The sequence below is a fragment of the Hymenobacter sp. AT01-02 genome, assembly GCF_000961955.2.
In the GTDB taxonomy this organism is placed as follows: Bacteria; Bacteroidota; Bacteroidia; order Cytophagales; family Hymenobacteraceae; genus Hymenobacter; species Hymenobacter mucosus.
On sequence record NZ_JZIR02000045.1, the window covers coordinates 27257 to 40251 of the forward strand.

The 12995-nt window shown below is 55.3% G+C and carries 8 protein-coding genes; 5 read left to right on the plus strand and 3 right to left on the minus strand.

What is annotated here, in order from left to right:
• Window positions 1-129 precede the first annotated feature (129 nt).
• A complete protein-coding gene (locus VI25_RS14580; RefSeq protein ID WP_082455563.1) occupies window positions 130-1932 on the minus strand; it encodes a PDZ domain-containing protein in 1803 nt (600 codons plus the stop codon).
• Between the two features lie 208 nt (window positions 1933-2140).
• Here VI25_RS14580 and VI25_RS14585 point away from each other — a divergent pair, with 208 nt between their 5' ends.
• Both VI25_RS14585 and VI25_RS14590 read left to right on the plus strand, forming a co-directional pair.
• A complete protein-coding gene (locus tag VI25_RS14585; RefSeq protein WP_052695131.1) occupies window positions 2141-4423 on the plus strand; it encodes a PAS domain-containing sensor histidine kinase in 2283 nt (760 codons plus the stop codon).
• A gap of 238 nt (window positions 4424-4661) precedes the next feature.
• Window positions 4662-4967 carry a hypothetical protein gene (locus VI25_RS14590; protein ID WP_152981637.1) on the plus strand — a complete coding sequence of 102 codons (306 nt, stop codon included), beginning with the start codon at window positions 4662-4664 and terminating at the stop codon, window positions 4965-4967.
• Between the two features lie 2 nt (window positions 4968-4969).
• On the opposite strand, the gene VI25_RS14595 is transcribed toward VI25_RS14590, so the two are convergent.
• Window positions 4970-7120, minus strand: coding sequence for a right-handed parallel beta-helix repeat-containing protein (locus VI25_RS14595; protein WP_161806951.1), 2151 nt, complete (start codon window positions 7118-7120; stop codon window positions 4970-4972).
• A 415-nt stretch (window positions 7121-7535) separates the two neighbouring features.
• Window positions 7536-8831, minus strand: coding sequence for a glycoside hydrolase family 2 TIM barrel-domain containing protein (locus VI25_RS14600; protein WP_052695130.1), 1296 nt, complete (start codon window positions 8829-8831; stop codon window positions 7536-7538).
• Between the two features lie 337 nt (window positions 8832-9168).
• On the opposite strand from VI25_RS14600, the gene VI25_RS14605 reads away from it, so the two are divergent.
• From VI25_RS14605 to VI25_RS27865, 3 genes are all read left to right on the plus strand, one after another.
• Window positions 9169-11574, plus strand: coding sequence for a glycosyltransferase (locus tag VI25_RS14605; RefSeq protein WP_055562610.1), 2406 nt, complete (start codon window positions 9169-9171; stop codon window positions 11572-11574).
• Window positions 11575-11679: 105 nt separating this feature from the next.
• Window positions 11680-12558 (plus strand): flavin monoamine oxidase family protein, encoded by an 879-nt coding sequence (locus VI25_RS27860; protein WP_052695128.1) that lies wholly within the window; start codon window positions 11680-11682, stop codon window positions 12556-12558.
• Window positions 12546-12995, plus strand: a complete 450-nt coding sequence (locus VI25_RS27865) for an FAD-dependent oxidoreductase (protein ID WP_052695127.1) — start codon at window positions 12546-12548, stop codon at window positions 12993-12995. Before VI25_RS27860 ends, VI25_RS27865 begins: the two co-directional genes overlap by 13 nt.

Consider the following 12995-nt stretch of genomic DNA (forward strand, 5'->3'; position numbering starts at 1 on the left):
CGCCACCAGGGCTCTACCTTTTCCGCTTCCATCCAGCTTGCGTACCAGAAAGCGACTTAAACAAAGGCCCCTAGTTGACTTAGCAACTAGGGGCCTTTGGCGTTTTGGGATAGGCGTATCAGTCGCCTGCTACAGGTTCTTCATCCATATCTGGCGCAGAGCCAGCTGGGCGGGCGTGGCGCTCGGGTCTGGGCTGAAGAGGTAGCGTTGCACGGCTTCCGTGCTACCCAACTTCACGCGCACGGTTTGCTCCTGACCGTTGCGGCTGATGGTGAGGGGCAATTCGGAGCCCGGAGTGCGGCTGGCTACTCTGCGCAGGGCGGTAAAGTCGTTGCGAACTCCATCAACGGCCACTAGCTGGTCGCCAACCTGTACACCGGCTGCTTGCACGGGGCCACCTACTTTGGTGAAATACACGCTGGTTTCGCGCGGAGCCAGGCCCAAAGCCCCCAGGGTAGCTATCTGCTGGCCCGTGTGCCGGATGGGCTCGTAGCGGATGCCCACCTTTGCGTAGTATTCCTGTAAAGGCAGCGACTCGGCCTGCTGCACGTACCGGGCAAAGAAGTCCCCAATTTCGGGGTAAGTCATCTTGGTGAAATCCTGGAAGAAGTTCTTCTCACTGATTGGCTTGTTTGGGCCGTACTGCTTGGCCAGTTCCAGCAGCACGTCGCGCAAGCCGCGCTTGCCGCCACTCAGCTCCAGCAGGCGCAGGTCGAGCAGGCCAGCCGTGAGGGCGCCGCGCTGGTAGATGTTGCCGTATTGCCGCTGGCCCTCGTCGCTAAACGAGTTAAGCCCCAGGCGGCTCAGGCTGTAGGTGGTATCGGTGCGGGTGCGGTCGTAGGTTACCTTATCGTGCAAGGTGCTCAGGTAGTCGTCGAGACCAACTAGCCCTCCCCGCAGCTGCATCATGTGCGAAGCCCATTCCGTGGTGCCCTCGTACAGCCAGAGGTGCTCCGAGCCCGTGGGCTGCACAAAGTTGAAATGCTCAATTACTTCGGAGTGAATATTGAGCGGAGTCATCACGTGAAAGAACTCGTGGGCCGCAATGTCCACCACGTTTTGGGCCGCCTCGGGGGTTAGCTCGGTTTCGTTTAGTACGTACTCCGAGCTGTAGGAATGTTCCCAGGCTCCCGCCGAGCGGTCGGCGAAGTGGTAGAGGAAGGCGTAGCGCTGCACCGGCAGCTGCCCCCCAAAAAAGGCTTGAGCGGCATTAAGCATCTTCTGCATGTAACCCAATAGGGGCGCGGCCTGCACTTTGTCGGTAGCCGAGTAGCAGTACAGGGCCACATCCGTAGTTCCCAGCTTGGTAGCCGTTTCGGTGAGGCGCCCCAGGAGAATAGGCGAGTCTACCGCGTGGTCATAGCCCTGCAAGTGGTAGTAGCCTTCTTTATCGGGCACCAGTACGGAGCCAGCCTTCCAACCGCTAGGGTATTCCAGCTTGAGGCGCAGGGGCTTGTCCTGCATACCCTGGGGGTAGCCCAGCAGGGTTTGACCGTTGAGCAAGGCGTGGTCCGTCTCCAACGACGAGCCGCACATGCGGTAAATGTTGTGCTCCTTTACCGGCGTGTCCCAGGTTTCGGCAATGGTATAGCGTATCTCGCGGGTTTTGTCGGGCTGGCTCAGCTGCCACTGGTTGGTCGACAGCTGCTTTACTTCCAACGGCTTGCCCTTGGCATCAAAGGCCTGGAAGTTGCTCACATAACGGCCCATATCCATTACCTGGTAGGTACCGGGCGCCGTGGCCGCAAACTGGTAAATGGACTGCTCTTTCTTGAGCTTGGGCAGCGCCAGCTTCACCTGGAAGGCGTTGCTGTTGGTGGCGGGGTCCATGCTCACGGTATAAGTCAGCTCACGCGGGGCTTTGGCTAGCACGGGCGCAACGGCCGGAGCCAGCAGAGCCGCCAAAGCCAGCGGACGGATAAAGGAAAACATCTGAAGGAAGTAAAAGTGAGAGTGGGCGAACAGACGCCAGTCATCCGGCGTTGGTTGCGCCAGCACGGTACAGCGGAGCTGCAATTACGCACCCTAGACAAACATTATCCGTACTGTTGCGGTAACTTATCTTGTCGGATATGCTTATGCTGGGTTTTTCTCAGCCAGAGGGCTTCGTAGCCCACATTCACTGCTTACTTATCTTCTCGTGTCTGCTCCTTCCCCTTCGTCAGCTGATGTAGCAACCATTTTTCCAGCCGAGGAATTATTACAGGGCTTGTTCGATGTATCGCTCGATGGCATTGTGCTTTACAAACCGGTGTATGGCCCGGATGGCAGCACAATCATTGACCTGGCCTTTGTGCTGCTCAACACGGCCGCCCAGCAGATGCTTCAGCTACCCGCCCACCCTACCCAAACTCACCTGCAGCGTTACCCCCAGGCTCAGTTCAACGGTGTATTTGAGTTCTATTGCTCGGTATTTGAAACTGGGCAACCCGGCCGCTTTGAGTTGCGCTACCAAGCCGATGGTTTAAACGACTACTACTACCTTTCTGCCCGGCGGGTAGGCCAAGGCATCGTCGTAAGCTTCACCGACACTACCGACTTTGCCCGCCAAGCCATTGCCGAAAACGCCCTGCAAGAAAGCCGGGCCCGCATCTCGGCCACGGAGGCCGCTTTGCACGTCAGCCTAGCGCGCGAGCAAGTTTCCCGGGCTGAGGCAGAAACCCAGCGCGCCCGCCTGCACAACACGTTCATGCAGGCGCCGGCCATGATTACGATTTTTGAAGGCCCCGACCACATGTTTAGCCTCGTAAATCCGTTGTACCAGCAGCTGGTAGGGCCGCGGGCTTTGCTAGGAAAACCCATTCGGGAAGCAATGCCCGAGCTAGCGGGCCAGCCTATCTTCGATCTGCTCGACACCGTGTACCGCACGGGTGTACCGTACCATGCGTTCGAAATGCTGGTAAAGCTGGACCACACCAATACCGGCGAGCTGGGCAACAACTACTACAACTTCGTGTACCAGCCTTCCCGCGACACCGATGGCAACGTGGACGGCGTGCTCGTGTTTGCGTATGAGGTTACTGCCCAGGTAGAAGCGCGCAGCCGCGTGGAGCAAAGTGAAACTCAACAACGGCTTCTTAATCAGCAGTTGGCCAGTTCGCTGGAGGAGTTAGCCGCTACCAACGAAGAACTGGCCGCTTCCAATGAGGAGTTGCAAGCGGCTAACGAGGAAATCCGGCTGAACAATGATGAGTTGTTTCGGGTGCAGTTAGCGGTACAGTCGCTCAATATGGAGTTGGAGGCCCGGGTGCGGAGCTACACCCGAGATGCCCGCGAAGCCCAGCAAGAAGCTGAGCAGCAGCGTGCCCGGCTCGAGCATTTATTTATGCAGGCCCCCGCCGCCATTTGCATTCTGCACGGCCCCGAGTTAGTATTCGAACTTGTGAACCCGGGCTACCAGCAACTGTTTCCAGGGCGGGAGCTGTTGGGCATTTCCATTGGTGAGGCCATTCCTGAACTCACCACCCAACCAATTTGGAATACGCTGCGCCGAGTGTACGAAACAGGTGAAAGCTTTGAGGGGAATGAAAGCCTGATTCAAGCGGCCCGGCACGAAGGAGGCCCGCTGGAGGACATCTACTTCAACTTTGTGTACCAGCCGCGCTACAATACGCACAAACACATTGATGGCGTTATTGTGTTTGCGTTTGAAGTGACCGAGCAGGTGTTGGCCCGCCAGAAGGTGGCCGCTGCCAATGCAGGTCTGAGCCTTACGAACCAGCAACTCACGCGCATCAATCAGGACCTCGACAACTTCGTGTATACGGCCTCCCACGACCTGAAGCAGCCCGTTAATAACATGGCGGGTGTTTTTGAGGAGCTCAAGCGCACAGCTACTTTCCACGACCCCGAAGCGGCCCTGCTAATTACCATGTTTGAGGGGGCGCTGAACCAGATTCACAATACTATTCAGGGCCTCACAGAGGTAGTGCAGGTGGAGCGCCGCAGCGGACACTTCCCCCTGGAGGACGTTGCTTTGCAGCCCTTGGTGACAGAGGTACTGCGCAGCATGCACAACCAAATTTCAGCAGCCAATGCTACGTTTGAACTAAACTTCACGGCTGTTCCCATGATGCGGTTTGCTCGCCTCAATGCACAAAGCATTCTGTACAACCTCCTCAGCAATGCCCTAAAGTATGCCCACCCCGACCGCTCTCCCCATGTGCACGTGTACACGGAACTGACAAGCGACACGACAGCCACCCTAGTAGTGGCCGATAACGGCTTGGGCCTTGATGTAGCCCGGTACGGGGCCGATCTGTTTCAAATGTTCCGCCGCTTCCATGACCACGTACCAGGCTCAGGAATGGGGCTATACCTCGTCAATCGAATTGTGCGGCAAGCAGGTGGCAATATCACCGTGGAAAGCAAAGTGGGCAGCGGTACTGCTTTCCGAATTGTGCTGCCCAACAGCATAGGCTGATAGCATCCCGTCAAATTGCTATGTCAGTACATATAGTAGTGGCTGTTTGCACATTAACTTGTTGACTGCACACAATAAAGAGACGGAGTAGCAGTTAGTAGGCAAACCGGCACAAGGAAAAATCAGGATTTATCCCTAGTTAAATCCGTACAAATCCGGAAGCAAAAGCCTAGTGTCACTCGTTAAAAGACTCGATTTTGAACTCTGGTTCTAGGCTGTGTTTTCTATGCTACCTGCCATGCCTACCTCCCCATCTTTCCATTTGCACCTCCATCTTTTGCCGGTGGGGCGTCGCCTCGATTTTTCCGTTCGTGCTGGCTTGTTTGCTGATATATACCGGCGCTGCAATCAGGGAAATTGGCAGTGCCTGGCCTATAATGCGCACAGCCCTTTCGTTGATCATGCCCCCTTGGCCCCCGATGCCCTGCCCGAGTATCGGATCCGGTACCGTAATGCGTTGGGCCAGCTTACAGCTACGTCGCCCATTCAGCAAGTGCATCCAGTAGGCCTGCCAGCAGGCCCCAGCTGGATTAGCCTACGCTAGCTTTATTCGTGGGTCAGTCTAGTGATGGTCCGATAGGTACCCTGCTGTATGGCCACGCAGTATACGCCTAGCGGGAAGCTGCTAACTTCAGGTAAGGCTACCGTGCTAGTGCCCTGTGCTACTTGTAAGGAGCGAGTAAGCATAACACGACCCATGGCATCAGTGCACGTAATGGTAGCCTGACCCGAGCTTGGGCTATCAATTTTCAGGTTTACTTCGCTCGCGAACGGATTGGGCCACGCCTGCATTGCAAGGCGGCTAGAAGAGGCAGCCGCTGCCACTACCGCTACAAGCGAATACGTTGCTTTACCCGTTAGGTCTACCTGCTTTAGGCGGTAGTACACCGCCGCATCGGCGTAGCCAGATAGGTTGCCGAGCCAAGAATAGGTAGTGCGTTGCGTAGTAGTACCGCTTCCTTCCATCGTTGCTACCGTCTCAAACGTGCGCCCGTCGGTGCTCACTTGCACTTCAAAGTAAGCATTCTGCTTTTCAGAGGCCGTTGCCCAGCGGAGCAGTGCGTTGGTGCCTTGGCGCTCGGCGGTAAAGCTAATCAGCACTACGGGCAGGGGCGCCGTAGTAGGCTCGGCTTCAATGGCACCCATGTTGCCAGCAGTATTCACACTTGGCGTTGCCGAGCCAAGGAAGTCCCGGGCGCCGGGCGATACCCCAAACTCGGTAGCCATATTCAGTGCCCGCCCGATAACTGAAGAGGTGGCCTGAAGCTTGTAAGCAGTCCAAGATGTATGAGGCTGCCCACTGAGCCTGGCATCCATATCTCCTCCTTGGCCAGGATTGATGAAGTCGGGATTCTGGTACATACCTACTGCCCGGTTCCCAATCATTTCCTGGCCAGTGGCCGTACGCCACGCCTGCAACGAAGTGTACGTCGTGCCATTCCAATTAATGTTTAGTGGCTGGCCCGAGCCCCAGTAGCAATTGCCTTGTAGCAGTAAGCCTCGCGTGCTCAACGATTTCACTTGTGGAATACCCGCCGTAGTCTGAAATATGTTGTTGCGGACCGTAATATCGCTTATACCGTCGCTGGATGAGTAGAAAGCTCTGGTTTCTAATCCATCGGTGGCTGGCGTGAGATAAATGGAGTTGTTGTAAATGCAAGCCCGCTGAATGCCCCCATTCGCCCCTGACGACCAGAGCATGATGGCACCTTGGCTAAACCGGCGCGCGTCGTTTTCACTGATGTTATAGCGAATGGTGAGGTCGTGCATGGCCGGAGCCCCCTCGAACTGCGCCAGTAGGTACCCGGCACCATCATTGTCGTGGGAGTAATTGTACTGCATGATGGAGTTTGTGCATCCCCCATCCAAGTCAAAGCCGCCGCCATCGTGGGCCAGACCCGAACGGTTATGGTGCGATTCGCAATCCTGAATAATGAGGTTGTTGCATAGCCAGCCCCAGATGCCCACCGGGCCACCACTAGGATTACTGTTCAGCCAGCCATTGTTGTAGGCCTCACAACGCTCCACTACTGCTCCGTCAATACTAGACAGCAAAATACCGCTACCCGTGTTGGTGGTTTTCACATCCTCACGGCCCGCATTGTCATAAGCTTGGCAATTGGCCACGTACCAATTGCGGTGATTGATAGATGGATAACTGCCGTAAGAGGTGATACCAGCCTCGCCGTTGGCATACGCCTTACAGTTGGTAATGCGCACATTGTCATAGCCGCTGGTAGCACTAGAGCTGCCAATCATAATGCCGGCCTTTAGGTACCCGCTCACGTCGAGGCTATCAAACATCAAGTGATTTAGCCGCTCATTGACTGCATCCGTGGCGAAAATGACACCCGCGTTGTTATTCGTCAATCGACCGGAGCCGACAAATTTGAGGCGGCGCAATTCGATGCCGCCGGCATTGGGAGAATAGAACCCGTAGTTGTTGCCGCTATTAATAGTAGCGGCCCCTTGCCCATACGAGGTCAAAACAATGGGGGCTGCAGCCGTGCCTTTGCCCCGTAGCCAGAGAGAGCCTTCGAAGGTAGCCCCACCCTGAAATAAGACCCGGTCGCCGGGCTGTAAATCGGCCGTATTTACTCGACTGATACTCTGCCAAGCCGTTGCCGGAGTAGCACCAGTATAGGTATCATTGCCACTTGGGTGAACATAATACGTCCTAGCTTGTGCAACTGGCATACTGCCCAGCAGCGAGACAAACATAAGTGATATAAGTACAATTTTCAATTGCATTGCAAATCGCTATGTTGAGACAATGCAATATTAGCAAGGCACCCTGAATATAAAAATATGAATGTTTTACAAAGATTTATAATGCTTCTAACACGTTTCTCGCCCTTAAAACTCCAAATAATCAAATGAGTGTATACCAGATTTATATATTATCATCAATAGTTTCAAAAATGTAAAAAGACAATTTAATCTTATTTATAACTATATTTATTTAATATTACTTTTCTAATAAGTTAAAGTACAAGATTCACCTAGCATATCTGTTCATTCGCCAGTACTATGGGGCAGTTGGCCGGTTCTTGGCAGGAGTACTTAGGAGTTGGCACGCAAAACTGCTGACTTTGTACACTAGCTGTGCGTATTAGCGAATCGCTACGCGGTTGGTCCTCGGGTACGAGCCGACGTAGAAAGGCACGTTAGCAGTAGCCACGCTGCCTTTCCCATCAAAAACACTCACAAATAGACGATAGGCGCCGGGAGCAGTAGGAACATGCACCACCACCTGACCATTACTTAATGGTTGGATGCTGTTGTCAACAGCTTCCGGCGAAGTATCGGGTATTGGCTTGCTCATAACATCTAAATCAGGCAGCACTTCCCATACATAACGCAGCGCGTCGTTCTCGGGGTCTTGCGCTACCAGGTGAGCCCTGTAGTCTACACCAGGAGTCAGATGGAGCCCCTTACTCAGGTATTCGTCCGCAAATCGTAAGGCACTAATACGGGGAGCCAGATTGTGCGGTGGCTGTTGCGTCCATAGCTCCTGCATAACATCTACGGTGGCCGTTTTCTCGCCGGCAGGTGCAAACAGGCTGAACCAGGTAGACGTGTATTCAAACTTATTGCCCCAGAAGAACACGTAGGAGCCCAAGCATTTAGCAGACTTGCCCTGTACAGCCTCCACGTACCGTTCCTTAGTGAAGGCAGCTTTTTCCGTGCTGCTTTGCTCAACGGCCGCTCCCCAGCTTCTTCTAGGCGACTCCCAGTACCCGCGAGCACCAAACTCCGTCACAATGTATGGTCCTTTCCAACCAGCTTCCTCCAACCGCTCTGCCAACGTGAACAAGTTGCCGAACGCATTGACACTCAAAAAGTCTACCTCCGGGCAAAGGCGCAGCACCCGGTTGAAGTTGTCGAGCGTGCTTGTTAAAGTAGTTGTTACCGGATGGTACGGATCCAACTCATGAATCATTTGTGCTATGTCATTTATAGCCTGGTACAACTGCGGATTGGCTGACTCAAAGTTGACTTCATTTCCTATTGACCAGGCCAGCAACGCGGGATGGTGGCGGTAGCGTAGCACCTGCTGCCGAATTGACCTTTTCTGACGCTCTACTGCCTTTGTATCATAGTAGTCGAACTTCTTGGACTCGTGCACCAGCCAAAGTCCCAGCATCACGGTGAGGCCTTGGCGCTGCGCCTCGTCCATGCGTTCGTCGGCGTAGTCAGCCGACCACAGCCGAACGGAGTTGGCCCCAGCCGCTCTCAGTTGGTCATAATGCTGCAAGCCAGCCCCTCCCTTTATAAAGTATGGCTTGCCGCCGCGCAAGAGTTGATAGCCTTGCGCAGTGCGCACCACTTGCACCGGAGTGACGCCAGGCGGTACGTTCTGGAAAGAGGCATTAGAGGGGGAATGCCGGGCTGCTTTTACCAGCAAAAAGGTGATACAGGTGGCTATGACTAGTAATACTATTATCAGCCAGCGCCGTTGCAACGCGTGGGAAAGGACAGGTAAACTCATCCTCCTATTACGCAGAAAGCAGAAAAAATATCACCCTTGCATCTCAACCATATATTGATAAAATATAATAAATAATCAGAATGATCAAAGTTATCGAACTTTGCGTACAGGCAATTCCTTGTCGCATAGGTTGTGAGACAGGTTCAGTACGAATAACATGCACGAAAGCATTCTAAAGGAAACTGTTCATCCTTTAGCTAATACAGAATCTCGTAAGCCGGCTGGTTTTGCCAGCCGTGCAACCTCCGCTGGTTTGCTAGTCAAGCAAGTTGCTGGCGTGGGGCAGATGCGAGTATTGGTAGGACTGGGCCTCGTTAGCCTAGTGTACTTTGTCGTGTGGTTTGCATCCTCCGACCCCATTGGGTACGCACCGCTGTTTTGGTTGCTGACCGTGTCGTTGGGGTTCAAGATGCTGCGCATGCTGCACGAGTGGTATCACTACGTAAACGTAACGGAGCCCCTACCTCCCACGGAGCACTTGCCAGCTTTCACCGTGGACGTGTTGACAACTGCCTGCCCCGGTGAGCCCTACGCCATGATAGTCCAAACGCTGGAGGCGATGCAGGCCATTACCTATCCGCACACCAGCTACCTGTGCGATGAGGGTGACGACCCGTATTTGCGGGCAGTGTGCCAGCAGCTAGGCGTAGTGCACGTCACGCGCAAGCAAAAAGTCAATGCCAAAGCTGGCAACATCAACAATGCTCTGCAGCAGGCCACGGGTGAGCTATGCGTTGTTCTTGACCCCGACCACGTACCAACTCCCGACTTCCTGGACTACGTAGTACCCTACTTTACAAATGCTAGCGTCGGCTACGTGCAGGTGGTGCAGGCCTACGGCAACCAGAAAGACAGCTTAGTGGCACTTGGAGCGGCCGAGCAAACCTACCACTTCTACGGCCCACTGATGATGGGCATGAACAGCTACAACACTACGCAAGCAATTGGCGCTAACTGCACCTTCCGCCGTGCGGCGTTAGACTCCATTGGTGGTCACGCGGCCGGCCTTACGGAGGACATGCACACGGCCATGCGCCTGCATGCCGCCGGCTGGCAATCGGTGTACGTACCGCGGGTGCTTAGCCGGGGGCTGGTTCCTTCTACGCTGGGCGCTTTCTATGCCCAGCAGCTGAAATGGGCCCGAGGAGCCTTCGAACTACTTTTTGAGGTATACCCTCGCTTAGTTGGGCGCCTCTCGTGGCGCCAGCGGCTGCACTATCTTACTCTTCCCCTGTATTTTCTCTCGGGCCTAATAACACTCATTGACCTGGCAGTGCCCATTGCATCGTTGGGACTTTCGGTATACCCTTGGCATATTTCGCTGGCGGCTTTTGCTTTGCACTTGATGCCGCTGCTTGGCATCAGTCTTCTGATTCGCTATAAGGCTCAAGCTTGGCTACGCGAGCCACATGAGACTGGCCTGCACCTAGCCGGCGGCATTTTGCGCGTGGGTACGTGGTGGATTTACCTTCTAGGGTTTGTGTACACCATTTTTCGGGTACGGGTGCCCTATATCCCGACACCCAAAGAGGGCAATACTCGCAATGAGTTCCGAATTGCCTTACCGAACATCATGGCTATCCTGCTTTGCGCAGTGGCCGTTAAATACGCCGGTCGAGCAGACTGGAGCCCGTATTCGCGCCTCATGGCTTTTCTTGCTACCTGCAACGCGGGTATTCTGCTGGCGGCCGTTGGTATGGGGCAGCATACGTGGATGCGGACTCTCACAACTGATTTACAGTCGCAGCCATTGCGGGGAATCGTTCAGGCGTTTCGAAGAGCAGTAACCGAGCTTACCACACGGGCGCAAACTAGGGGAGTTTCCTTGGCCATTGGTAGCTTAGCCGTAGTGGGCTGCGTAGATGCTGCGCTATTTATCCAAGCGCAGTCCGCGGAGTTTGCGTTAGCTAGCTGGCTGCTGGATGGGGGCGACTCCGTGCGCGTGGGCACGCAGCACCTAACCTTGTCTACTGCCGAGCCTGCGCCGGATGCATTCTTCTCAGGGCAACGTCTTTTACTGCGCGGCTCAACCGACCAAGCGGCCTCCGTAAGTGCCCTGCCCATGATGGCTACGCTACCCAAAGCAGACATTATAGCCCTCCATCGGCAAGGGGTTACACCACTACTGAATTGGCAAGTAGCAGCCCTTCCGGTAAGTAAGCGGCAGCAACTTGCACAAGCCATACACAACCTGCACCAGCCCATTATGCTGCAACCAATTTTCCCGGCTTTGTCTGCTCCTGCGTATCGCAAGGCATGGCAAGAGATGGTGCGGGAGTTCAAGGCCAATCAGGTGACGAATGTTGTGTGGGTTTGGATGCCTCCTAGTGCAGCCGCGGTACAGTCTTACTTCCCGGGAAAAGATTACGTGGACTGGGTTGCAGCTCCTTATAAGGATGCGGACACCTCCCCTACGGAATCTTTGGGGGGCTATAGCTCCTACCGACACGAGTTTGCTATGGCCCTGGCATTGCACGACAAACCAGTACTATTGCTGGTCAATAATGCCATGATGGATGCGCAACAGCTAGTACACCGCATTGGCCGGGAGTACCCCGAGGTCAAGGCAGTTATCTTTCCGGCAAGGCATCGCCCTAACGCTGTATCACTGCGCACGAATAAGCGAGTTAATCGGGCTGTCATGCTCAGCCATAACTGAACGCTACTGAAACTTTAGCTGGCTCTGGCAAGCCAAAAACGGCATGTGATAGGTAGCCTTCTAATTAAGAGGTATCATCCTGCTGTTGGGAAACGTAACCCTGCTATGCACACCGAAATACTTATTGTTGGGGCCGGCGCTGCTGGCCTGATGGCGGCCCGCACTCTTGCTCAGGCAGGAAAAAAAGTACTAGTACTGGAAGCGCGCGCACGCTTGGGCGGCCGCATCCATACTTTCAGAGAGAATGGATTTTCAGGACCAGCTGAGGCGGGGGCAGAATTCCTGCACGGCGACGTAGCGCAGACCCAGCAGTTGCTGCACGCTACAGGCACGCCCACCTACCCTACCGGGGGGATAACGTACGAGGTAACTCAAGGAGTCGTGCACGAGTCGGCGGAGTTCCTGCCTGAGATGCCGCTGCTGCTGGAGAAGCTCCACGCCCTTCCGCACGACCTCCCCCTGGCCGAATTTCTCACCCAAGCGTTTCCGGCCGAAGAACACCGTACCTTGCGTAATACCGTAACGCGCTTCGCGGAGGGCTATGATGCTGCCGATGCTCGTCGTGCCAGTTCCTTTGCCTTGCGCGATGAATGGTCTGGGGGCGGCGCTGAGGACTCGCCCCGGCCGGAAGGCGGGTACGGGGCCGTTGTTGCGCAATTACACCGCGAGGTAGAGGCGGCCGGAGGACAAGTGCGGTTGAACTCGGTGGTAGAAAAAATCATTTGGCACCCGCACCACGTGACCCTTCACTGCACCGACGGCTGCCAGTACCACGCTACGCGCGCTTTGCTCACTATGCCCCTGGGCGTGCTGCAAGCAGAAGCAGGTAGCCCAGGCTACTTCCATCTAGAGCCAGAACTACCCGAGCACCGAGCGGCAGCCACGGCCTTGGGGTTTGGGTCGGTTATTAAGTTGCTATTGGAGTTCAACAACCCGTTCTGGCTACTGCCTCGCCGCAGGTGCAGCGGCCCATGCCCAACTTAGGGTTCTTATTCTCCGATGCGGCTATACCCACCTGGTGGACGCAACAGCCCAACCCGCGGCCGCTCCTAACGGGCTGGCTAGCCGGCCCCGCCGCTGCCGAACGCCGCGCTTCCACCAATGAGGCCTTACTTACGGAAGCACTGGAATCCCTGGCGTACCTGCTTGGTAGCACCGTGGAGTATGTCCTTTCTCAGTTGCAAGCCCACTGCATTTTCAACTGGGGTGCCGACCCCTTTGCGCGAGGCGCCTACACCTACGCAACTATGGGAGCCGAGGCGGCGCGCCACGTACTGGCCGCACCCGTGGCCGATACGCTTTTCTTCGCTGGTGAAGCCGTCTACCACGGCCCGCATATGGGCACTGTAGAAGCCGCCTTGGTTAGCGGGCAAGCGGTAGCCCAGCACTTGCTAGCCCTACCACTCCCTCCCGTTGAGTAG